This window comes from Paraburkholderia hayleyella (assembly GCF_009455685.1).
Taxonomy (GTDB): Bacteria; Pseudomonadota; Gammaproteobacteria; order Burkholderiales; family Burkholderiaceae; genus Paraburkholderia; species Paraburkholderia hayleyella.
Map to the genome: position 1 here is coordinate 876,767 of NZ_QPES01000001.1, position 23,448 is coordinate 900,214.

Annotated in this window: 21 protein-coding genes; 19 read left to right on the forward strand and 2 right to left on the reverse strand. The window is 60.2% G+C overall.

The window, feature by feature from the left end; translation table 11 throughout:
* Positions 1 to 28: 28 nt before the first annotated feature.
* The 19 genes from GH657_RS04015 (at position 29) to GH657_RS04105 (ending at position 21,202) form a co-directional block, all read left to right on the forward strand.
* Positions 29 to 1,606, forward strand: coding sequence for a FadD3 family acyl-CoA ligase (locus tag GH657_RS04015; protein WP_153099527.1), 1,578 nt, complete (start codon positions 29 to 31; stop codon positions 1,604 to 1,606).
* A gap of 113 nt (positions 1,607 to 1,719) precedes the next feature.
* The gene (locus GH657_RS04020; RefSeq protein ID WP_153099528.1) at positions 1,720 to 2,616 is read left to right on the forward strand and encodes a VOC family protein; all 897 of its coding nucleotides are present in this window, start codon (positions 1,720 to 1,722) and stop codon (positions 2,614 to 2,616) included.
* Between the two features lie 9 nt (positions 2,617 to 2,625).
* Positions 2,626 to 3,513, forward strand: coding sequence for a CoA transferase subunit A (locus GH657_RS04025; protein ID WP_153099529.1), 888 nt, complete (start codon positions 2,626 to 2,628; stop codon positions 3,511 to 3,513).
* Positions 3,514 to 3,588: 75 nt separating this feature from the next.
* Positions 3,589 to 4,350: a CoA-transferase subunit beta gene (locus GH657_RS04030; protein ID WP_425495747.1), complete on the forward strand. Its 762-nt coding sequence runs from the start codon at positions 3,589 to 3,591 to the stop codon at positions 4,348 to 4,350.
* 8 nt (positions 4,351 to 4,358) lie between these two features.
* Positions 4,359 to 5,264, forward strand: coding sequence for an enoyl-CoA hydratase (locus GH657_RS04035; protein WP_153099531.1), 906 nt, complete (start codon positions 4,359 to 4,361; stop codon positions 5,262 to 5,264).
* Positions 5,261 to 6,349: an NAD(P)H-dependent flavin oxidoreductase gene (locus tag GH657_RS04040; protein ID WP_153099532.1), complete on the forward strand. Its 1,089-nt coding sequence runs from the start codon at positions 5,261 to 5,263 to the stop codon at positions 6,347 to 6,349. Before GH657_RS04035 ends, GH657_RS04040 begins: the two co-directional genes overlap by 4 nt.
* A 70-nt stretch (positions 6,350 to 6,419) precedes the next feature.
* On the forward strand, positions 6,420 to 7,241 hold the full coding sequence (locus GH657_RS04045) for an enoyl-CoA hydratase family protein (RefSeq protein WP_153099533.1): 822 nt from the start codon (positions 6,420 to 6,422) through the stop codon (positions 7,239 to 7,241).
* Complete coding sequence (locus tag GH657_RS04050; protein ID WP_153099534.1) at positions 7,232 to 8,401, forward strand: acyl-CoA dehydrogenase family protein; 1,170 nt, start codon at positions 7,232 to 7,234, stop codon at positions 8,399 to 8,401. Before GH657_RS04045 ends, GH657_RS04050 begins: the two co-directional genes overlap by 10 nt.
* Positions 8,402 to 8,438: 37 nt before the next feature.
* Complete coding sequence (locus GH657_RS04055) at positions 8,439 to 9,503, forward strand: acyl-CoA dehydrogenase family protein (RefSeq protein WP_153099535.1); 1,065 nt, start codon at positions 8,439 to 8,441, stop codon at positions 9,501 to 9,503.
* Complete coding sequence (locus tag GH657_RS04060) at positions 9,500 to 10,651, forward strand: acetyl-CoA C-acetyltransferase (protein ID WP_153099536.1); 1,152 nt, start codon at positions 9,500 to 9,502, stop codon at positions 10,649 to 10,651. The genes GH657_RS04055 and GH657_RS04060 overlap by 4 nt, the downstream gene beginning before the upstream one ends.
* A 26-nt stretch (positions 10,652 to 10,677) precedes the next feature.
* The gene (locus GH657_RS04065; RefSeq protein ID WP_153099537.1) at positions 10,678 to 11,556 is read left to right on the forward strand and encodes an SDR family oxidoreductase; all 879 of its coding nucleotides are present in this window, start codon (positions 10,678 to 10,680) and stop codon (positions 11,554 to 11,556) included.
* 34 nt (positions 11,557 to 11,590) lie between these two features.
* Entirely contained in the window at positions 11,591 to 12,808 is a 1,218-nt protein-coding gene (locus GH657_RS04070; RefSeq protein ID WP_425495748.1) for an acyl-CoA dehydrogenase family protein, read from the forward strand.
* Positions 12,805 to 13,992 (forward strand): acyl-CoA dehydrogenase family protein, encoded by a 1,188-nt coding sequence (locus tag GH657_RS04075; RefSeq protein ID WP_153099539.1) that lies wholly within the window; start codon positions 12,805 to 12,807, stop codon positions 13,990 to 13,992. Before GH657_RS04070 ends, GH657_RS04075 begins: the two co-directional genes overlap by 4 nt.
* The gene (locus GH657_RS04080) at positions 13,989 to 14,789 is read left to right on the forward strand and encodes an SDR family oxidoreductase (RefSeq protein ID WP_153099540.1); all 801 of its coding nucleotides are present in this window, start codon (positions 13,989 to 13,991) and stop codon (positions 14,787 to 14,789) included. Before GH657_RS04075 ends, GH657_RS04080 begins: the two co-directional genes overlap by 4 nt.
* Complete coding sequence (locus GH657_RS04085; RefSeq protein WP_281349356.1) at positions 14,789 to 15,292, forward strand: MaoC family dehydratase; 504 nt, start codon at positions 14,789 to 14,791, stop codon at positions 15,290 to 15,292. Before GH657_RS04080 ends, GH657_RS04085 begins: the two co-directional genes overlap by 1 nt.
* Positions 15,293 to 15,309: 17 nt before the next feature.
* Entirely contained in the window at positions 15,310 to 16,515 is a 1,206-nt protein-coding gene (locus GH657_RS04090; protein WP_153099541.1) for an acetyl-CoA C-acyltransferase, read from the forward strand.
* A gap of 24 nt (positions 16,516 to 16,539) precedes the next feature.
* Positions 16,540 to 17,499, forward strand: a complete 960-nt coding sequence (locus GH657_RS04095) for a WD40/YVTN/BNR-like repeat-containing protein (RefSeq protein ID WP_153099542.1) — start codon at positions 16,540 to 16,542, stop codon at positions 17,497 to 17,499.
* Between the two features lie 37 nt (positions 17,500 to 17,536).
* Positions 17,537 to 19,984, forward strand: a complete 2,448-nt coding sequence (locus GH657_RS04100; protein ID WP_153099543.1) for an efflux RND transporter permease subunit — start codon at positions 17,537 to 17,539, stop codon at positions 19,982 to 19,984.
* A 141-nt stretch (positions 19,985 to 20,125) separates the two neighbouring features.
* Positions 20,126 to 21,202: a 3-ketosteroid-9-alpha-monooxygenase, oxygenase component gene (locus GH657_RS04105; RefSeq protein WP_153099544.1), complete on the forward strand. Its 1,077-nt coding sequence runs from the start codon at positions 20,126 to 20,128 to the stop codon at positions 21,200 to 21,202.
* A 153-nt stretch (positions 21,203 to 21,355) separates the two neighbouring features.
* On the opposite strand, the gene GH657_RS04110 is transcribed toward GH657_RS04105, so the two are convergent.
* Both GH657_RS04110 and dmpG read right to left on the reverse strand, forming a co-directional pair.
* Complete coding sequence (locus tag GH657_RS04110) at positions 21,356 to 22,288, reverse strand: tyrosine-protein phosphatase (RefSeq protein WP_153099545.1); 933 nt, start codon at positions 22,286 to 22,288, stop codon at positions 21,356 to 21,358.
* Positions 22,289 to 22,416: 128 nt separating this feature from the next.
* On the reverse strand, positions 22,417 to 23,448 hold the full coding sequence (gene dmpG, locus GH657_RS04115; protein ID WP_153099546.1) for a 4-hydroxy-2-oxovalerate aldolase: 1,032 nt from the start codon (positions 23,446 to 23,448) through the stop codon (positions 22,417 to 22,419).

Below are 23,448 nucleotides of genomic sequence, written 5' to 3' on the forward strand. Positions count from 1 at the left end.
AAAGGCATTTTTTTGTGCCCTCTGGATCATGACACTCAACACCATTCTGACCACCCCTGCGCTTATCGCACAAGCCGCCGAGCGTTACGGTACGCATCTGGCGATCGACTCCGGCGATGCTAGCCTGACCTATACGGAACTCGACGACGCACGCGTCGAGGTTGCCCGTGCCTTGCTTGCCTGCGGCATAGAGGCCGGAGATCGGGTTGCGATCTGGGCACCGAATTTACCGGAGTGGATCGTGACGGCGTTGGCGATCCATAGCGTCGGCGCAGTACTAGTGCCCGTCAATACGCGGATGAAGGGCATGGAGGCGGGCGGCATTCTGCATGACAGCGGCGCGCGCCTGCTATTTTGCTGCGAGACATTCCTCGGCGAGTCCTATCCCGCGATGCTGGCGCCACACCGGCCTGTCACGCTCGAACGGATTGTCCTGTTCGACAGCACAGCCCGTGCCCACCCACATGACGAAAACTGGCCGGCGTTTCTCGCACGCGCCGCGCAAGTGCCGGTTGACCAGGTTCGTGAGCGCGAAACGCAGGTAACGCCAGATACCGTGATGGACCTGATGTTTACCTCGGGGACCACAGGCCGGCCCAAAGGGGTGATGACGACACATGGGCAAAATCTTCGGGCTGCGCGTGACTGGGCCCGCATCGTGGGAATTCGTGAGGATGACCGCTATCTGATCGTCAATCCGTTCTTCCATACCTTTGGCTACAAGGCTGGCTGGCTTGCCGCGTTTGTCAGCGGTGCGACCGTGTTGCCGCATCCCGTGTTCCGGCCAGAGCAGGTACTGCAACGCATCGCCAAAGAGCGGGTGTCGGTTTTGCCTGGGCCACCGACACTCTATTACGCGTTGCTCGACACGCCTGAGCGTGCCGGGCTTGATCTTTCTTCATTGAGGATCGCGGTGACAGGTGCCGCCGCAATCGCGCCGACCCTGATCGAACGGATGCGCGCTGAACTAGGATTCGATACGGTGCTCACGGGCTACGGACTGACAGAATCATGCGGCTTCGCAACCTTGTGTCGTCATGGCGATGATGCGCAAACCGTTGCCTATACCTCAGGCAGGCCGATGCCCGATGTTGAAATCCGCATTTCAGCGCCAGGCGGCGAGTTACTTCTTCCGGATGAAATAGGCGAGATCTGGGTGCGCGGCTACAACGTGATGCGCGGTTATTTCAGGCAGCCGGAGGCGACGCGTGAGGCCATCGACCGTGACGGCTGGTTGCACACGGGTGACCTCGGCTGCGTCGATCACCGTGGCAACTTGCACATCACCGACCGTATTAAAGACCTGTTTATTGTCGGCGGGTTTAACTGCTACCCCGCTGAGATCGAACATCTGTTTGCTGCACATCCGGCGATTGCGCAAGTGGCCCTGGTGGGTGTGCCGGATCAGCGGCTGGGTGAAGTCGGCCACGCTTATGTGGTGCTCAGACCGGGTGCACAGGCCAACGCGGAAGAGCTGAATCAATGGGCACGCCGCAACATGGCGAACTACAAGGTGCCGCGTCATTTCACGTTTGTCGAGCAATTGCCGACGAGCGCGGCCGGCAAAGTGCTCAAGTTCCATCTACGGGCCACGGCAGCGTCCTGAATTTTCTAAAATCTCCTGAATCTCCACAGATTCCTCATCCCAACAGACGATGTGCCTTGTGCCTCGCATCTGCAGAATCCTTTCATTGAAAACGAATTCTTCAGGAGGCCGGCATGATTGATGTCTGTGCACTCGGTTATGTCGTCGTGCAGGCATCAAGCGTTGAGGCTTGGCGCCGTTACGCGGCAGAAGTGCTTGGAATGCAAACCCAGGATGCCCGAGGCGGTGCGCTCTATCTCAAGATGGACGAACGTGATTTCCGCTATCTGATCGTTCCTGGAGACCGCGACTGCTATCTGGCATCGGGTTGGGAACTGGCCGATGCCGCCGCGTTTGCTATGGCGTGTGCGACGTTTCGGCGCGAAGGGATCGAGCTGATGCGCGGCACGCTTGAAGAAATAGCGAACCGCCGCGTACAGGAGATGGCCTGGTGCGTTGACCCGTCGGGTAACCGGCATGAACTGTACTGGGGCATGCGTTGCGATTTCAGGCGTTTCGTCTCACCTGTCGGCGTGCCGATTTTTGTCACGGGCGCGATGGGGCTCGGCCATACCGTGCTGCCTGCGCCACAGTTTGATGCAACCGATGCGTTTGTACGAGACGTACTGGGCTTTAAGCTGTCAGACATTTTTCGTGTTCGCTTCACCGATGATCCCGCTGAGCCGGAGAAGCGCATTCACTTCATGCACTGCCGCAATGCGCGGCACCACAGCCTTGCAATCTTTGAAATGGCGGTTCCTTCCGGCTGTGTGCACGTGATGGCCGAGGTCGATTCGATGGACGAGGTAGGCCGTGCGCTTGATCGCGCCGCAGCGTTTGACGTGAAGCTGTCGGCAACACTGGGCCGGCATTGCAACGACCAGATGATCTCGTTCTACATGAAAACGCCTGGCGGTTTCGATTTCGAATATGGCTTTGGCGGGTTGACTGTTGACTGGTTGCAGCACGCGGTGTTCGAGGCGACGAAGGTCAGTATGTGGGGCCACGATTTCAGCATTGGATACCGCTAAGGCCTGACGATGAAGCGACTCGACAAACGAATGACAGCGCGCGACGTGATCGCGCAACTTGCCGACGGCATGACAATCGGCATTGGCGGTTGGGGGCCGAGGCGCAAGCCGATGGCACTCGTGCGTGAAATAGCCCGCTCGGCTTTGAAGGATCTGACTATCGTCGCCTATGGCGGTCCTGATGTTGGGTTGCTGTGTGCTGCCGGAAAAGTACGCAAGGTCGTGTTCGGCTTCGTGTCGCTCGATGTGATTGCACTTGAGCCTCACTTTCGCCGCGCGCGTGAGCAAGGCCGCATCGACGTCTTCGAGCTCGATGAGGGCATGCTGCAGCTTGGCCTGCGCGCCGCAGCCGCGCGTCTTCCTTTTCTTCCTACGCGCGTGGGTCTGGGCACGAGTCTCATGAATCATGCGCCCCATCTGCGAACCATTACGTCGCCCTATGACGACGGCGAAACGTTACTAGCGATGCCTGCAATCAAGCTGGACGCAGCCCTGTTGCACGTCAATGCGGCGGATCATCGTGGCAATACGCGCATTGATGGTCCCGATCCGTTTTTCGATGCATGGTTCGCGCGTGCCGCGCAGCATTGCTATGTCACGACTGAAACGCTCAGCCCGTCGCTTGCCAGTGACGATCTCGAACTGGCGCGCCGCAGCCCTTTTGAGCGCTCACTCGTCACCGGAGTGGTGCACGCACCGGGCGGTGCGCATCCGACTTCCTGCGCGCCTGTGTATGGCTGGGATTTGCCGTGCCTGCGTGTCTACGCGGCAAGCGCGGAAGACGCTTTGCAAACTTCCGCGTACCTACGCGAGATCGTCGGTCACAGTGAGCCGCATTACCTCGAAAAGATAGGTGGTCTGTCTCATGTAACGGCTTTGCCGTTGCCTGTTCTCTAGTTCTTTAATTCTTTGATTCTTTGATTTTGTAAAGGAGCGCCCGTGAGCGATTCTCCCGGTTATTCCCTCGCGGAAATGATGATCGTCGCGGCTGCGCAGGGCTGGCGTGCCGATGGCGAAGTGCTGGCGACGGGCATTGGGACGGGCCCACGGCTTGCGGCCGGTCTCGCACGGCTCGCTTACAACGACGCGCTCATGTTGACCGATGGTGAAGCCTGGCTTGTCGAAGAGCCGGTTCCGCCAGGTCCGCGAGAGGCAGGCTATCGCGTCAAGGCAAGCGGCTGGATGACTTATGAGCGGGTGTTCGATTGCCTGTGGCAGGGCCACCGGCATGCGCTCGTGATGCCTACCCAGATTGACCGTTTTGGCCAGACCAATATCTCCTGGCTTGGCGATGACCCCGCGCGACCTAAAACCCAATTGTTGGGCGTGCGTGGTTTTCCGGGCAACAGCATGCATCACGCCAATTCGTTTTTTGTTTCCGGGCACAGCAAACGCATCTTCGTTGCAGGAGAGGTCGATATGGTTTGCAGCATGGGTTACAACCCGGGACGCCGTCTGCCGGGAACGAAGACCTTTATTGATTTGCGCCGCATTGTCACAGATCTTTGCGTGATGGATTTTGGCGGTCCGGATCATGCCGTGCGTGTTGCTTCCCTGCATCCAGGTGTGAGCTTCGACGAGGTGCAGGATGCCACCGGGTTTCCGCTGGCCGCTAGCCCTGATCTAGACACGACGCCGCCGCCTGTTGCCGGGGAACTGCAAATCATCCGTGCGCTTGATCCGCACAATCTGCGCGCGTCCATCGTGCGTGGCAATCCGGCACCTCGCCACTGAGGTTCGAGATGCAAACTAATCAGGCTCAGGACTCGGGACAAGTGGTTGCCTATTCTGTCGAGAACCGTGTCGCTACGATCACGATGAATCGTCCCAGTTATCACAATGCGCAGAATTCAAAGATGACTTATGCGCTTGATGAAGCTTTTCAGCGCGCGTCGCATGATGATGCTGTCAAAGTGATTGTTCTAGCCGGTGCCGGCAAGCATTTCTCAGCGGGGCACGATATTGGCACGCCAGAACGCGACATCAATGAGTCGTTTGAAAGGACGTCTCTCTGGTACGACCATGTTGGCAAGGACGGCGGCGAGTTTCTTTACGTCCGCGAGCAGGAGGTCTATCTCGGCATGTGCCGCAGGTGGCGCGAGCTGCCGAAACCCACCATCGCTATGGTTCAGGGTGCGTGCATTGCCGGTGGGCTCATGCTTGCGTGGGTGTGCGATCTGATCGTCGCAGCGGATGACGCATTTTTCGCCGATCCAGTTGTGCGCATGGGTATTCCTGGCGTGGAGTATTTCGCTCATGCCTACGAGCTGAATCCGCGTATTGCGAAAGAATTTCTGTTTCTGGGCGAGCGGATGTCGGCGGCGCGTGCGTATGAGATGGGCATGGTGAATCGCGTTGTGCCACGAGATAGCCTTGTCGAGACGAGCTACGCGATGGCGGCGAAGATCGCTGAGATGCCGAGGCTGGGTTTGGCCTTGACCAAACAGGCGCTCAATCATGTCGAAGAGCTGCAGGGCAAGCGGGCTGCAATGGATGCCGCATTTGCATGGCATCACTTTGCCCATGCGCATAACGAGCTGGTAAGTGGTGACCGGCTAGGCGGGTACGACGCGCGTGCGATGGCGAATTCGCAGCGTGAGCCGGAGCCTGCTGGGGTTCCTCAAGCCTCGGCTGGAGAGGCGGCATGAGTCATCTCGTTCATACCGAACTCTGTGATTTACTGGGTTGCCGCTATCCGATTGTCCAGACGGCGATGGGCTGGGTGGCTGATGCCCAGCTCGTTGCGGCGACCTGCAATGCCGGGGGCTTTGGTTTTCTTGCGGGCGCGACACTTGCACCCGAGCATGCCGAGGCCGAGATCCTGCGTGTCAAAGCGCTGACGGACCAGCCGTTTGGCATCAATTTTCATATGTTTCAGCCGAACGCTGAGCAGATAGTCGATCTGGCTATCGAACACGGGCTACGCGCGGTGAGCTACGGACGCGGGCCGAAGGCAAAAACCATTCGCAACCTCAAGGACGCCGGCGTGCTGTGCATGCCAACCGTTGGCGCGCCCAAACACGCGCTCAAGGCTGTCGAGCTCGGTGCGGATCTTGTCACTGTTCAGGGTTCCGAAGGAGGGGGACATACCGGCTCGATGCCAACTACGCTACTGCTGCCTCGCGTGCTCGATCTTGTCAACGTGCCGGTGGTGGCTGCGGGCGGCTTTTTCGATGGCCGGGGTCTTGCCGCAGCGCTGGGCTACGGTGCGGCAGGCATAGCGATGGGTACGCGTTTTCTGATGACGTCCCAGTCTCCCGTGCCTTCTGCGACGCTAGCGCGATACGTTGCAGTGACCGATCCAGCCTTGATCCGGGTATCCGATGCACTGGACGGATTACCGCAACGGATGATCGATAACCCCTATCTGCTGCGGCTTGAACGTTTTGGGCCGCTACGCCGCACGCTGTTCGCGCTGAGCACGGCCAACACGTGGCGTCGTGAAAGCGGTCTGGGTATACGCCCGATGCTTGCCATGGCGCTGCGGGCGTTGCGCGAGCACGGCTATACCGCCAGCCAGACGTTGATGGCAACCAATGCGCCTTTTCTGATCCAGCGCGCGATCGTTGCAGGTCGCCCCGACGAGGGCATCCTTCCAAGCGGCCAGGCCGCAGCGATGATCGGCGCGATCGAATCCTGTGAAGAACTGATTGCACGGATGGTGGCCGATGCCACCGTGCGTCTTGAGATGCTGGGCGTGCCACATCGGGCCTGCGCCGTGCAGGCAGCCTGAGGTAAATAGCAGCGAACAGGGAGCAATGAACGTGACGCACAAGACTCAAAAGATGCAGGAGACGTAAAAGATGCAAAAGACTCAGTACCCTGGGCCTGCCGGAGCGCTGCCGTTCCGGATTGAACGGGAAGGCGGCATCGCTGAGGTAGTGATCGATCATCCTCCCGTCAACGCACTGGATGCATCCGGCTGGCACTCGCTCGCTGAAGCGTTCGATGCCATCGGCCGCGACGATAGCGTCCGCGTGATCGTCGTACGCGGTGAAGGACGTGGCTTTTGCGCGGGCGTCGATATCAAGGAGCTGGCTACTTATCCAGAGAGGATCGTCGCTGTCAACGCGGGGAACTATGAAACATTTCGCGCGCTGCATCGCAATCCCAAGCCCGTTATCGCGGCGGTGCACGGTTTTGTTCTGGGCGGTGGCATTGGCCTGTGTGGGGCCGCCGATATCGTTGTTGCATCGGACTGCGCGCGCTTCGGCGTGCCCGAAATAGACCGTGGTGCAATGGGCGGTGGCGCGCATTTGCAACGGATGTTTGGCGTGCAGAAAGTTCGCTCGATGTACTTCACGGGTGACATGATCGGTGCCGCGGAAGCCTGGCGGCTAGGTGCGCTCGAGCGGGTCGTGCCGCTGGCCGATCTGCGTCATGCAGCCCTCACGATCGCACGCCAGATAGCGAACAAGAGCCCCGCTATGGTCCGGCTTGCGAAGGAGGCGCTCAATGGTATCGAGGATGGCGATCTTGAGGATAAGTATCGCTGGGAGCAGGGGTTCACCTTGCAGGCTTACATGACTCAGGATTCGGGCGAGGCACGCGCTGCATTTGTGGAGAAGCGCGACGCGCAGTTCGAACGCTTTGCCGATCCATTAGGGGCTGACGGATGCAACTAATCTATACGGCTCAACAGAACGCATTGCGCGCGGAGATCCGGGCGTGGCTTGCAACGCATGTCCCGCGCGAACAGTTGCCGAGCTTCGATACCGAGAAGGGCTTCGCAGCGCATCGTGCATGGGAGCGCACGCTGCATTCGGGCTGCTGGAGCATGGTGACATGGCCGCGCGAGCTGGGAGGGCGTGGCTGCGACCTGATCGAATGGCTCATCTTCGAAGAGGAATACTGGCGCGCGGATGCGCCGATGCGGGTCAACCAGAACGGTATCTTTCTGCTCGGGCCGACCCTGATGGAGTTTGGGACGGAGGCGCAAAAGGCGCGATTTCTTCCGGCCATGGCGGCGGGCGAGCATATTTGGGCGCAAGGCTGGTCGGAGCCCAACGCGGGCTCGGACATGGCGGCGATTCGCGCTAGCGCGATCCGGATCGGCGACGAATACATTTTGAATGGCCAAAAAATCTGGTCGACTCGAGCGGTATGGGCCGACTGGTTATTCGGACTTTTTCGCAGCGAGCCGCAATCGTTGCGTCACAACGGCCTGACTTTCCTGGTGGTGCCGTTATCGGCGCCGGGTGTGAGCGTGCGGCCGATCCGGCAACTGAACGGTCAGCCCGGCTTTGCCGAGATCTTCTTTGACGACGTCCGGGTTCCACTTGAGAACCGCATCGCGGCCGAGGGCGCGGGCTGGCAGGTGGCGATGGCGACGGCCGGTTTCGAGCGCGGCCTGATGCTTCGCTCACCGGCACGCTTCCAGCGCACCGCCCAGGCGCTGCGTGACCTGTACCTTGCGAACCGTTTCATGGCTGAGCGCGATCCGACGCTGGGTGAGCGGGTCGCCGCAGCATGGATGGATGCACAGGCCTACGCGCTCTCGACTTACGCGACGGTGAGCCGCCTGCAAAAAGGTGGCCACATCGGCGCGGAATCAAGCACGAACAAGGTGTTCTGGTCGGAGCTTGATTTGCGGATGCATTACACCGCACTCGAGATTCTCGGCGCGCAGGCCGAGATCGTCCCTGATTCGCTGGCGCAACACGAGGCGCTCGGCAACTGGCTCGATGGCTTCCTCTTTGCGCAGGCAGGCCCAATCTACGCGGGCACTAATGAGATTCAACGCAATATCGTCGCGGAACGGATGCTGGGCATGCCGCGAACATAACGCTGCATGAGCCGTCATTGGACTAAACGGGAATGCCATGGATTTTGTCTTCAATGAAGAGCAGGAGGCGCTCGCGGAAAGCGTCAAGCGTCTCCTGATGATCGAAATGACGCCGGAGCTGATTCGGGAATTGTGGACCACTCCCAGTGGTCGGTCCGATGCATTGTGGTCCTTGTTTGCCTCGCAGGGGCTGACCGCTGTGTCCGTTGCGGAAGAACACGGAGGCCTTGGCCTTGACGAAACAGACTGGGCGTTGCTGGCCCAGACTTACGGTTATTTCGGTAGCCCGGAGCCGTTGATCGACACGGCCCTGATCGCTGTCGGCGTGCTCAGCGGACTGCCCGCCAGCGCCTGGCGCGATGCGCTTTTGCGCGATATCGCGCAGGGGCGTGCGCGCGTTGCCTTCACGCATCCTGTCAATCCCTACACAGCTGATGTTCACGTCGCGCAGACACTGCTGTGTGAGCATCGCGGTGAACTCTATCGCGTGGCGCCAGGAGACGCCGCATGGCAACCCGTGAGCAGCATTGATCCTTCGAGGCGGCTTTTTACGCTCGATTGGGAACCTGTGCCAGCGGCCCGAATTGCTACGGCTAGCGAAGCGAAGCCGTTGCTCGAGCGCGCGCTGGACCATGGTGCATTCGCGGTTGCGGCGCAGATGCTGGGGCTGACTCAACGACTACTCGACATGGCGCTTGACTACAGCGCGCAACGCAAGCAGTTCGGCCGGGCGATTGGTTCGTACCAGGCGCTCAAGCACCTGCTTGCGGATGTGGCGATTCGTTATGAGTTTGCCCGGCCGGTGGTCGCACGTGCTGCATGCTCGATAGCCGAAGATCATCCGCAACGTGCTGTCTTTGTGTCTCACGCCAAGCTTGCGGCGACGGCTGTCGCGCAACTGGCTGCGCGGCAGGCAATGCAGGTGCATGGCGCGATGGGGTACACGTGGGAGCTCGATTTACAGATTTTCATGAAACGTATCTGGGCGCTGGCGAACAGTTGGGGTGACAGCGCTTTTCACAAAGCCCGGGTGGCCAGCGTGCTGCTCGATCGCCGTGTGCTGGTGGGGCCCGCGCAGACGTTCGCTTTGGAGGAACAGTGAAACAGGCTTATATCGTGGACGCAGTCCGCACGCCAACGGGGCGGCGCAATGGTGGCCTCGCGCATATGCACGCGGCGGACCTAGGCGGGTTCGTGCTTGACATGCTTGTCGGCCGCAATGCGATTCCCTCGAATGAATACGACGATGTGATCTTCGGTTGCGTCGATACGATTGGACCGCTTGCGGGCAATATTGCCCGCAGTTGCTGGCTCGCGGCGGGGCTGCCATTGCAGGTGCCGGGCGTTACCGTCGATCGTCAGTGTGGTTCGTCGCAACAGGCGGTGCATTTCGCCGCCCAGGCCGTGATGAGTGGCGTACAGCATGTGGTGGTTGCGGGTGGCGTGCAGACCATGACTCAAATCCCCATCTCGTCTGCGATGACGGTGGCCGTTCCACTTGGTTTTAGCGATCCGTTTTCTGGCAGCCAGGGTTGGCGGGCGCGTTTTGGCGATGCACCCGTGTCGCAGTTTGTCGCGGCACAGAATATTGCCGATCATTGGAATCTGTCGCGGGAAGCGATGGAAAGCTACGCACTGGAAAGCCATCGGCGCGCGGTGTCGGCCATCGAGGCTGGGCATTTTGCCCGCGAGATCGTTCCGCTCGAAGGCGTGAAGCACGATGAGACGCCGCGTCCCGATACGAGTCTCGCCAAAATGGCGGCACTCGACCCCCTGACGCCGGGCGGCACGCTGAGCGCCGCAGTGGCGAGTCAGACTGGCGATGCAGCTGCGGCGCTCCTGATTGTGTCGGAGGAGGCACTGAGGCGCTACGACCTGACACCTCGTGCACGCATTCATCACATGAGCGTACTCGGTGACGATCCGCTGTGGATGCTCACCGCCCCCATTCCCGCGACGCGAGCGGCGCTTTTTCGCGCCGGGCTCGACATGGATCAGATTGATGTCGCCGAAGTGAATGAGGCATTTGCCTCCGTTGTGCTCGCGTGGTTTGCCGAGACCGGCTTCGCACCTGAAAAAACCAATCCGAACGGCGGGGCTATCGCCCTGGGTCATCCATTGGGCGCTACGGGAGCAAAGCTGATGACGTCGCTACTCCACGAGCTTGAACGAAGCGGTGGCCGATACGGTTTGCAGACGATGTGTGAGGGCGGGGGGCTCGCCAACGTAACCATCATCGAACGCTTGTAAGCGACACGTTATCCACGAGGAAAATCATGGGAATCTGCAACGGACGCGTGGTCATCGTGACAGGCGCGGGCGGTGGCTTGGGGCGTGAGTACGCTTTGGCATTTGCGCGTGATGGTGCGTCATTGCTGGTCAACGATATTCGCCGTGAAGCCGCCGAGGCCGTGTGCCACGAGATTGTGCAAAACGGTGGCCGGGCCCTGGCGAACTCCGATGACATTACGCGCACTGACACGGCTCAGCATATCGTCGACGTAGCTCAAGAAGCTTTTGGCACGGTGCATGTACTCGTCAACAACGCGGGCATTTGCCGGGACCGGATGTTTACCAGCATGACCGGCGATGACTGGGATGAGGTCATGCGCGTGCATTTGCGCGGGCACTTTTGCCTGTCGCAACAGCTCGCCCGCACCTGGCGCGATGCCGCGAAAGCGGGCCAGCCGGTTGATGCCCGCATCATCAATACAACCTCGGGCGCGGGCCTGCAAGGCTCGGTGGGGCAAGCGAATTACGGTGCTGCGAAAGCGGGTATTGCTGCACTGACGCTGATACAGGCGGCTGAGTTACACCGTTACGGTGTTTGTGCCAACGCGTTAGCGCCTGCTGCCCGAACCTCCATGACCGAAGGCGTGTTCGCCGACATGATGCGCAAGCCCGAGGACGGCACGTTCGATTACTTCGATCCTGCCAACGTCGCACCACTCGTTGTCTGGCTCGGCAGTGCGCAATCGGCACACGTGAATGGCCAGGTCTTCGAGGTTGCCGGCGGCATGATTGCGCTCGCCGAAGGATGGCGGACAGGCCCGCAAATCGACCGCGGCGCCCGCTGGGTGCCTGATGAGGTGGGGTCTGCGGTGGCGCAATTGCTGACGCAAAGGCGGCTGGCACAGCCAGTCTATGGAGCGTGATGTGAGAGAGGCCACCTTAACCCACGAGCAGGAGATGATTCGCAATGCCGCGGCTGATGTGCTGGCTGCACGCAGCGCGTCAGCCGATGTCCGGCGCGTACTGGATGGTTCGGCCGGGCAAGACGACGCGCTCTGGAAGACGCTTGCCTGCGAACTGGGATGGAGTGCGCTGGCAATCCCTGAGGCGATGGGCGGGATAGGTCTTGGCGTCGTGGAGCAAGTGCTGCTGATGGAGCAGCTTGGCCGCCGTCTTGCCTGCGTGCCTTATTTCTCGACGGGATGTCTGGCAGCGGCAGCGCTGGCTCAGTGTGACGAGCCGCTCGCTGCAACCTGGCTCGAACGGATCGCGCAAGCAGACGTTCGCGCGACGCTGGCATTGCCGCTCGATATGCCGTTCAGTACGCAGCCGCTCACTGTTTTCGCACACGAAACAGCACAGGGTTTTTCGCTCTCCGGCATCGTCGAGCAAGTGCTTGACGGTGCATGCGCGGATCTATTGCTCGTTCCCGCCACGCTGGTACAGGATGGCCGGAGGACCGCCTTGTTTGCGCTTGAAGCTGCCAGCGTTGAGGGGCTGGGCGTGACCGTGCTTGAAACGCTTGACCGGACACGGCCTCTTGCACGGTTGACGTTTAACGGGGTAGCGGTAAGCGCTGACACATGGCTTGGCGGCAAGGAAGCGCTCAGGATACTTGAGCAAACTGCATGGCGAGGTGCGCTTGCCTTGGCTGCAGAGCAACTGGGAGGGGCTCAGCAATGTCTCGATCTGACGCTTGACTACACCAGTCAGCGCGTGCAGTTCGGACGCACGATCGCCTCTTTTCAAGCTGTCAAGCACCGTTGTGCACAAATGCTGGTGCAGCTCGAAGCCGCGCGCTCGTCTGTCTTCGGTGCGGCGCGGGAGTGGGATGAGGTCGCAGGAATTCCAGGGTCGCCCGTTTCATTATGGTCTGAGGTCGCCGTCGCCAAGGCCGCGGCCAATGAGGCGTATGCGTTTTGCGCCCAGGAAGCGATCCAGTTGCATGGGGGCGTGGGTTTTACGTGGGAGTACGACCCACATCTTTATTTCAAGCGCGCACAGGCATCCAGTGTGTGGTTCGGCTCCACGCCGCAGTTGCTGGACTGGCTCGCGCGTTATGCCCTTGACGGTATTGAACCCGCCTGGTGTTCTGCAACACACAACCCCGCGATGAAAAATATCAACGCTCCGGACGCGCGCTTATCGTTTGCTCGCAGAGGAGCGCCGCTTTGAACAACGAAAAGCAAGAGGCGCTGCGCGCGGAAGTAGCAGGCTGGGTGAAGGCTCATCTGACAGGCGAATTCGCTTGTCTGAAACATCGCGGCTGGCCTGGTGACGAGGACGCGTGGCCAGCCTTGCGTAAAGCCTGGGAGCAAGTGCTCGCGCAGGCGGGCTGGAGCGGAATGGGCTGGCCCCGCGAAATGGGTGGCCGAGGGTTTTCTGTGACCGGGCAGATGATTTTTCATGAGGAGTATGCCCGCGCGGGGGGGCCTGGGCGCATGGGCCACATTGGTGAAGGCCTTCTCGGCCCGACATTGATCGCATGCGGTACCGAAGATCAACGCCAGCGTTTTTTGCCGGGGATTCTCGCCGGTACGCAGTTCTGGTGTCAGGGATATTCCGAACCGGGAGCGGGGTCTGATCTCGCCAGTGTGCGCACGCGGGCCACGCGGGCTGATGACGGTTCATGGCGCGTGGATGGCCAGAAAGTCTGGACGTCACTCGCCCACGAATCCGACTGGATCTTCGTGCTAGCCCGCAGCGACCCGGATTCCCACGGCAGGGACGGCTTATCGTTTCTGCTCATGCCGCTTGAGCAGCCGGGTGTGGAGATTCGCCCCATTCGCCAGTTGAGCGGGGGCGCCGAGTTTAACGAAGTGTTCTTTAACGGCGCGCGCGTTAAAGCGTGCGATCTCGTCGGCGCGCCGGGCGATGGCTGGCGGGTTGCCATGACGCTGCTCGGTTTCGAGCGCGGGCTTTCGACGCTGGGACAGCAGATGCAGTTTGTGCGTGAACTTGAATGGATCATCGACGTTGCACGGGAGACGGGTGCCGTGCGCGATCCTGTGCTGCGCCAGCGCATCGGACGAGCGTGGAGCGGTTTGCGTGTGATGCGGCACAACGCGCTACGCATGTTGTCCGGTGGCGGCGAAGCCGGTGCGCCCCCTCGTCGGGAGGCCCTGATTTATAAGTATTACTGGTCGAACTGGCATCGTGATCTGGGCCAACTGGCTGCGGACGTATTAGGTCCGCAGGCCAATGTGATCGACCCTGACGATGTCAGGCGAAGCCATTTGCAGCGTGTCTTCCTTTTCTCCCGTGCCGACACCATTTACGCGGGTACCAACGAGATCCAGCTCAACATCATTGCCGAGCGTGGGCTCGGCATGCCTAAGGAAGCCCGAGGTATGTCATGACCGAGTCATTCCCTGCAACGGCGCCCCGCTATGTGCCGGGTCACCAGTTGCTCGCCGGTAAATCCGTGCTGATTACTGCCGCCGCTGGTGCGGGCATAGGCTTTGCCGCGGCGCGCCGGTGCGCCGAAGAGGGTTGCCGCGCGCTATATCTCTCCGACATTCACGCAAAGCGGCTTGACCAGGCTGTCCAGACCTTGCGTCACGAGACGGGACTCGAACACGTCTACGGCCGGTTGTGCAACGTTGCGCTGGAACACGACGTGCGTGCGCTAGTTGCCGACGCCGAAGCGTGCCTGGAGGGTATCGACGTTTTGATCAACAACGCAGGGCTTGGCGGTTCAAAGCGCATCGTCGAAATGGACGATGCCGAATGGTCGCGCGTGATCGATATTAGCTTGACCGGCACCTTCCGCATGACGCGCGCAATCTTGCCTGGCATGCAGGCCAGGGGGCGTGGAGCGATCGTCAATAACGCCTCGGTGCTGGGCTGGCGGGCGCAGGCAGAGCAGGCGCATTACGCGGCGGCCAAAGCCGGTGTGATGGCTTTCACCCGGTGTGCGGCGCTCGAGGCCGCACCCTACGGGGTTCGCATCAACGCTGTCGCGCCGAGTATTGCGTTGCACGATTTTCTTAAGAAGTCGGCTTCGGCTGACCTGTTGAATCAACTTGCGTCGCGTGAGGCGTTCGGGCGCGCAGCGGAGGTCTGGGAGGTGGCAAACGTGATGGTGTTTCTTGCTAGCGATTACGCGTCGTACATGACAGGCGAAGTCCTGTCCGTCAGCAGTCAGAAAGCCTGATGGCCGCGACACAGGAACAGGCCGTTGCCATGCCGGAAGGCACGGAAGGCCCGCGAGTCTTCTCTCATCCGCGCGAGTTGATCGCCGCAGCGGGTGTCCCGCTGGGTGTCAGCGACTGGCTTGAGATCGACCAGTCACGGATTCAGCGTTTTGCCGATGCGACGGGCGATCACCAATGGATACACGTTGATCCGGAGCAAGCGCGTCATGGGCCCTTCGGTGCGTGCATCGCGCATGGCTATCTGACGCTATCGCTGGTGAACGGGTTCTTGCCACAGATCGTGCAGATCACAGGCATGCGCCACGGAGTGAACTATGGCTGCGACCGGGTTCGCTTTCCGGCGCCGGTGCGCGTGGGTGCGCGGGTGCGCGGCGTGGGTGAGTTACGGCGGGCGGAATTGCTCGACAGTAGTGTCCAGGCATGGATACGGGTGACGGTCCAGATTGAGGGGAGCAGCAAGCCCGCTTGTGTGGCCGACACGATCAGCCGCTATTACTTGTAGCTTTTGAGAGCCGGAATATGAATGAGGCCGTGATTGTTTCCGTTGCACGCACGCCGATCGGCAAAGCGTACCGTGGTTTTTTCAATGACACGGAGGCACCGCTGCTGGGTGGCCATGTTGTGCGTGAAGCCGTGCGCCGTGCGGCAGTTGCACCCGAAGACGTCGACGACGTTTTGATGGGCTGTGCCGCGCAGCAGGGCACTCAGGGCTATAACATCGGGCGGCTTTCAGCCGCCGCGGCGGGTTTACCGGCTTCGGTGCCAGGCATGGCGCTGGACCGGATGTGTGCGTCGGGTCTGATGACAATTGCAAGCGCGGCTCGCAGCGTGATGTCTGGCGATGAACGCATCGTCGTTGCGGGTGGCGTCGAATCGGTCACGCTGACCCAGAACAGGCACAAGAATGTTTACCGGGCGCGTTCCGAAGCGGTTCTCGCCTGGCAGCCTGCGGCTTACATGACGATGATCGAGACGGCCGAGATCGTGTCGCGCCGTTACGGCATCCCCCGGAGCGAGCAGGATGCCTATGCGTTGCAGAGTCAGCAGCGCACTGCAGCGGCGCAAATGGCGGGGCGCTTCGATGCAGAAATCGTGCCGCTCGAGGTTCGTCGCGCTTTGTTCGACAAGGAAGGCAACCTGACCGGCGATGAAGGCGTGCTCGCCGCCCGCGACGAATGCGGGCGTGAAGACACCACGGCGGCGAGTCTTTCCAGTCTCAAACCGGTCTGGAGTGGCGGGCAGGAAATTGCGCAAGGAGCGTTCATCACGGCGGGCAATGCTTCGCAGTTATCCGATGGCGCGGCTGCCGTGGTGGTGATGTCGCGCGCGGAAGCGCGGCGGCGCGCTTTGCAGCCACTGGGCACATTTCGTGGCCTGGCCGTGGCCGGTTGCGGTGCAGACGAGATGGGCATCGGCCCTGTGCTGGCCGTACCCAGGCTGCTATGGCGCCATGGCCTCACTGTGCGGGATGTTGGCCTGTGGGAGCTCAATGAGGCCTTCGCTTGCCAGGTGCTGTATTGCCGCGATCAGCTTGGGATCCCTGATGATCGCCTGAATGTCAATGGCGGAGCCATTGCGCTTGGCCATCCTTTCGGTATGTCCGGGACACGAATGACCATGCATGCGCTGCTCGAAGGTGCACGTCGTGGCGTACGGCATGTGGTGATTACGATGTGTATCGGGGGGGGCATGGGCGCTGCCGCTCTCTTCGAGATCGCGGCGTAGACCGCGCATGGTGGAGACAAGAACGTGAAAGGGACGCTTCCTGGCCTGGCTCTGTCGGCGCTGGTATTCGGTGCTGCATTGATCGCATTCGCGCCACGGCCCTTGCCGGCTTTCGAGGCGAGCGCATTGCACGCGGACCGCCTGCAGATCAACGGGCTGGCGCGAGCCGGTTCGCGCATCGTTGCGGTTGGTGAGCACGGTGTGATCTTGTTAAGCGACGACGGTGCGAGGACATGGCGACCGGCTGACGTGACGCCTGAGCAACCCTCCACGTTGACCCAGGTGTTTTTCACCACCCCGAAGCTTGGCATCGCGGTGGGCCATGATGGGTGGATCGTGCAGACCCGTGACGGTGGCTTGCATTGGCATGAGGTGCATCGGGATCACATGCATTCCGATCCCTTGCTATCCGTCTGGGGTGACCCGGATGGCCGGGTTTTTGCCACCGGAAGTTTTGGGCAGTTGTGGGCTTCCAGCGACTCAGGCGAGACTTGGCATGCCGTCAGGAACCCAGGGAGCGATCGCCATCTGAATGCAATCGTTGGAGACGGCAAGGGCAATCTGCTGATCGCCGGCGAGAGCGGCACGCTGTTGCGCTCGACCGATCACGGCACGACCTGGGAAAAGTGTGTGTCGCCGTACAGTGGCTCGCTGTTCGGGGCGTTGATGCTGGCGAACGGTGACTGGCTTGCCTACGGCATGCGCGGCAACGTAGTGCGAAGCAGCGATCACGGTGAAACCTGGCGCGCGGTGGACAGTCATGTTCCGGTGTCTTTCTTCGGCGCGGTACAGCTTGGCAATGGCGAACTTGTGATGGTCGGGCAGGGCGGCGCAATCGTGACGTCGGACGATAGCGGACGGACGTTTGTGGTGCGCAAGCTCGGTGGCGTGCAAAGCCTTGCAGCTGTTCTGGACATGGGGCACGGTGAATGGCTGCTCGGTGGCGAGGAGGGGGCGGTGAAGCAGGCCGCACCTGCTGCGTGACGCATGCCGGGTCGCCCCATACTGTTGCGAGACGCACATGAATGACCTTTCCCGGCCCAATGATCGTGTTGTCAGCTCGCGGCTGAGGCGGTATGTCGAATGTTGCGGCGATGCTATTTTTCGCCATCGCCGGCTGCTGCTGACCCTGTGCGTTGCGCTAACGGTGGCGTTGGGCTGGTCGGCCAGCCGGCTGCGGCTCGATCCGGGATTCAACAAGATGATCCCGATGCAACATCCGTACATGCAGGTTTTTGACCGGTATGCCAGCGCTTTTCCTGGCGCCAACACGATCCTCGTGAGCTTGCGCTGGAAAGGTCCGGGGGACATCTATAACAAGAAGTTTATGGATGACCTGCGTCATGCAACGGATGACGTATTTTTTATTCCAGGCGTTAACCGGTCGCGGGTGTTTTCCCTGTTTACCCCCAATGTTCGCTACACGGAGGTGACTGAGGCCGGATTTCGCGGCGATGTTGTCGTGCCCGGCCAGTTCTCGAGTGCCAATGCGGATGATCTGGCAAAAGTGCGACGCAATGTGGCCCGTTCCGGACAGATTGGCCGGCTAGTCGGCAACGATCTCAAATCGGCGCTGATCCGTGCTGAATTACGCGAAACGGATCCGGCCACGGGCAAGCGGCTTGATTACACGGCGGTCGCGCGCGAGCTGGAGCGGATTCGCGCGCATTACGGGAAGGGGGACATCGACGTCAACATCATTGGCTTTGCCAAGCTAGTCGGTGATGTGGAGGACGGGATTTCCGGCGTGATGGGCTTTTTTGCCTTGGCGTTTGGCATTACCGCGGTGCTCCTGCTGCTTTATTCACGCTCATTGAAAGTGACGGTGCTGGCCCTGCTGGTGGCGTTGTTGCCTGTTGTCTGGCTGCTCGGTGCGTTACCCGTTCTCGGCCTCGGGATTGATCCGATGTCGATTCTGGTTCCCTTTCTGATTTTTTCGATCGGCGTGTCGCATGCGGTGCAGATGACCAACGCATGGAAGCAGGCGCTGGTGGCGGGGGGCGAGCCGGTTGAAGCTGCACGCGAGGCTTTCCGCAAGCTGTTCGTGCCAGGCACGGTCGCACTTCTGACCAACGCGTTGGGCTTTCTGGTCATCATGCGGATCCAGATTGATATCGTGCGTGAACTGGGCGTGACAGCCTGTCTTGGCGTCCTGTTCATGATTGTCACGAACAAAGTGTTGTTACCGGTTTTACTGTCCTACACCCGGCTCGAAAACCGCACGCTGTTGCGTGAACGACGTGTGGCAGCGAGAGGCGGGAGCCGCCTGTGGTCCGGCTTTGCGGTCTTTGCCAAACCGCTGCCCGCGCTGATCGTTTTCGCCGTGGCGCTGGGTTTGCTCACGCTTGGCACGCTGGAATCGCGCAAGTTACAGATCGGCGACATCGGGGTCGGTGCGCCTGAACTGCGTGCCACGTCGCGTTACAACCTCGATAACGCCGCGATTACGCATCAGTACAACATCGGCGTGGATGTGTTGTCGGTAGTCGTGGAGACCACAGGGTTCGACGATGCCTGTATGCATTTTTCCGTGATGAATGCCATCGAGCGGTTTGAGATGCAAATGCGCGGCATTGATGGCGTGCAATCAGTGACGAGCGTGGCTTCTCTCGCCAAAGTGTCGATTGCGGCCTTCAATGAAGGCAATCCGCGCTGGGCGGCACTTCCACGTTCTAGCGAGGGGCTGACGCAGGGGGCCCATGGTTTCGATCCCGATAACGGCATGAATACGCAAAATTGCCAGGCTATTCAGATCCTGATTTACATGAAGAATCACGAGGGCGCGACCATTGCCCATGTCATTGACGAGATCAAGCGCTTCGCGGTTCAGGACCGGGTGCCGGGTATCGAATTCCGGCTTGCGGGCGGAAACGTGGGCGTGATGGCGGCCACCAACGAGGCAGTGGGAGACGCTGAGGTCACGATGCTGCTGTCCATTTTTGGTGCGATTGCGCTGCTGTGCGCGCTGACGTTTCGCTCGTGGCGTGCGGTGCTGTGCATCATCGTGCCGCTCACGCTCGTGTCCATTCTGTGCAATGCCGTGATGGCATGGTTCGGGATTGGTCTGAAGGTCGCCACATTACCCGTGATCACCTTGGGCGTTGGCGTGGGCGTTGACTACGGCATCTACCTGTACGAACGCCTGCAGCATGAAATCAGGCAGGGTGCGAGCTTGCCTGATGCGTTTGCCACCGCGATGCGCCAGAGAGGAACCGCTGCGTTGTTTACTGCCGTCACGATGTTCATGGGCGTCGGTACGTGGGCTTTTTCGGCGTTGAAGTTTCAGGTCGACATGGGTGTGCTGCTTGCGTTCATGTTCCTGGTCAACCTGTTCGGCGCGGTGTTTCTGCTCCCTGCACTCGCTGTATGGCTTGGCGTCGAGCGCGCGGAGCAACGCGTGGCAGGCCTGCAGCCGCCACATGCTGGGCCAGGGCACCGCCGTCCAGCGTTCAGGCGCCCGTCCGTTTAAAGCAGCAACGTTTTCTGCATTGAGCCCCAGCGCCGTGCGATGTCGCAGACCGGTGCGGTCTCGCCGAAGCAGGTGCCACTGATCAAGAGGCGCGCGGCTCCAGACATGGGCTGCTGACGCTCGTTAAGAAAGGAGACTCTCATGTCTGCACGTCCCTACAGAATCGAAGCCCAACCTCTCATCGAGCGCTACGCCCGCGGTTGGCATTGTCTCGGGCTCGCCCGCGACTACCGTGATGCAAAGCCCCACACGCTCACTATTTTTGGCCGCAAGCTTGTTGCTTTCGCTGACACATCCGGCAAGGTGAACATCGTGGACGCGTACTGTCCACACATGGGTGCCGATCTGAGCCTCGGCAGGGTGGAGGGCGACACGCTGGTGTGTCCGTTTCACGGCTGGCAATGGAACGGAGCGGGGCAGTGCACATCGATTCCTTATTGCAAGAGAATTCCACCAAAGGCCCGCATTGGCGCCTGGCCTACCTGTGAACAGAACCACCTCCTGTTCGTCTGGCACGATCCGGAAGGCAACCCACCACCGCTTGCGGCCGCAATCCCGCGTATTGACGTCTGCTTCTCGCAAGAATGGTCAGACTGGATCATCGACAAGATGGTGATTCAGACCCACTGCCGCGAACTGGTGGACAACATCTCTGATATGGCGCACTTCGCCACAGTGCACCATGCACCCGTCGATTATTTCGCCAACCTGTTTGAGGATCACAAAGCAACGCAGTTGCTGGTTGGGCGCAGTGAGCGGCTGGGTGATGATCAACTGATCGCGTTGTCCACTTACTTCGGGCCGGCCGTGCACTTTACGCAGATGACGGGGCAAAGCCATGGCCAGCCGATCCATTCAGTGCTGCTGAACTGCCACGTTCCGATTGACATGAACAGCTTCGAGTTGCGTTATGGCGTGATTGTGAAAAAAGTGGAGGGCCTGTCGGACGAGAAAAATATGGAAATTGCCGCGGCTTACGTCAAGGAGGCACAAAACGCCTTCTATGAAGACGTGGATATCTGGCACAACAAAATCCGGATCGACAATCCGCTCTTGTGCGAGGGCGATGGACCTTTGTATCAGATGCGTGACTGGTACTCCCAGTTCTATCTCGATGCTGCGGACGTGAGGCCGTCGAGCATCGCGCGCAGGGTGTTCGAGATCAAGGTTCGTGAGGGGGCGGTTCCTCACGCATTGCATCACGTGTTCGAGGAGTGAGGGGCGCGCGAGGGCGGCTCATGTAAGCCTGTGAGTCGCCCTGCGCTGGGTGTCGCCGGTCGTGATGCGTCATCCGTCAGACCCGGCTGGCGGATGACCTTGAGGAAAAGATGGACGATATCTGACGCTACAGGGTTATTTTTTGTTTTTGTTTTAGCCCAGCAGTTTTTCTTTGAGCCGCGTCTGCGTGCTAGCGCTCAGGCCCAGACCTGTCGTGATGTAGTTGTTCATCGAACCATAGCTCGCCATGACCTGCTCTAGCCCGGCATCCAGAAAGCTCTGCTGGACACCGAGTGTGGGATAAAGGATATCCGCGTAGGCCTGTCCATATGAAGCGATATTGCGTTCGTGAGCCGCTTGAATAGACGCCGCCGAATAGGTGTTCGTTAGCAGATAGTCTTGAACGATGACACTCTGCGGCACACCGGCAAGCGTTAGCAGCACGGCGGCGACCCAGCCTGTACGATCCTTGCCGCTTGTGCAGTGGTAGAGCTGCGTATCCGGGCCGTTGGCGAGGGCTGTGAATAATTGACCAAGACGCGAGCATTCGTCCGTATCGGTGACGAACTTCTGCTCGACCCGCTCCATCATGGCAACCGTATCTGCAGGCGAAGCCAAGGGCGGCAGCGTGTAGTTTGGCGTGCCGATTATATTGATGTTGATGTAGCTCGTGCCAGAAGGGAGGATATCAGGGGCCGCTTCGATCTCCGCTGGGGTTCTCAGGTCATAAACGGCCTTGATCCCGAGCATGTTCAGCGTAATGAGATCCGCTGCGGTTGGGGTAAGCGCATTAGAGCGATAGAACACCCCGCGACGCAATTTTTGTCCCATCGCGCTTGGGTAGGCCTGGTCGTCGTCGACACCCGCCATATCACGAAAGTTATCGACCGATGCGAGCACAGGCGTTTTCCGGACTACCGCGCTAGCCGGTGGAGAGAGGCTGGCTCCGCATGCCGCCAGCAACCAGCTTCCGGCGGTGGGTAACAGCAAGGTACTGAGGGTTCCCTGAGCCGTTTGCTGCAACAACTTGCGCCGGCTCCGCGATTGAAGTTCACGGTGGGGTTCGTTTGATTTGTTGAAGTTCATATCAACCGCTTTTTGAAACGATGGAAGAACGAATACGACATCGCTGCGTTATTTCTGGGTTCAGTCAATCACACAGAAAAATCGGTCTTTGTCACATCCGCTGCGAAGTCCCCGGAAATAGAAGGGATTCAGGTGGCGTTGCTGCGCGCCTTTGCCATGGTCAAGGCTGTGTCTTCGATCATGTCCTCCTGGCCGCCGACGAGGCGCTGGCGTCCCAGCTCCACCAGAATGTCACGTGCTGGCACCTTGTATTTCGCTTCCGCACGCTTGGCGAAAAGCAGGAAAGACGAATAGACGCCCGCATACCCGAGTGTCAGCGCATCCCGGTCGATACGAATCGGCGCGTCCATGATCGGCACGACGAGATCTTCCGCGACGTCGGCGATTTTGAACACGTCGACGCCCGTTTCAATGCCCATCCGTTTGCAAACGGCGACAAACACTTCCATGGGCGTATTACCCGCGCCCGCGCCGAGCCCTGCAGCGGCTGCATCGATACGGCGGGCTCCAGCCGCGACTGCCGCGACCGAGTTGGCCACACCCATTGCAAGGTTGTGGTGCCCATGAAAGCCGAGTTCGGTGTGAGGCTTGAGCGCATCGCGTACCTGGCGGATACGCGCGGTGACGTCGTCCGGCAACATGTATCCGGCGGAGTCCGTGATGTAGATGCAGTTCGCTCCATACGATTCCATCAGACAGGCTTGTTCGGCTAGATGCTCCGGCGATGACATGTGCGCCATCATGAGAAAGCCGACGGTGTCCAGGCCGAGCGTGCGGGCGAGACTAATGTGTTGTTCGGCGACGTCCGCCTCAGTGCAGTGAGTCGCCACGCGAATGGTTCCGACACCCAGTTGATGCGCCATGTGCAGATGATCGGTGGTGCCGATACCCGGTATCAATAGCGCAGAAACCCTGGCCTGCTTGAGCTCGGGAATCACGGCGCCTAGATAGGCTTCATCGGAATGCGCGGGAAAGCCGTAGTTGACCGATGCACCGCCCAGCCCATCGCCGTGCGTGACTTCGATGAGTGGCACGCCAGCCGCATCCAGGCCGCGCGCAATCGTGCGCATCTGCTCCAGTGAGATCTGATGCCGCTTCGGATGCATGCCATCGCGCAACGTCATATCGTGGACGGTAATTGAGGTTCCTGTAACGGACAT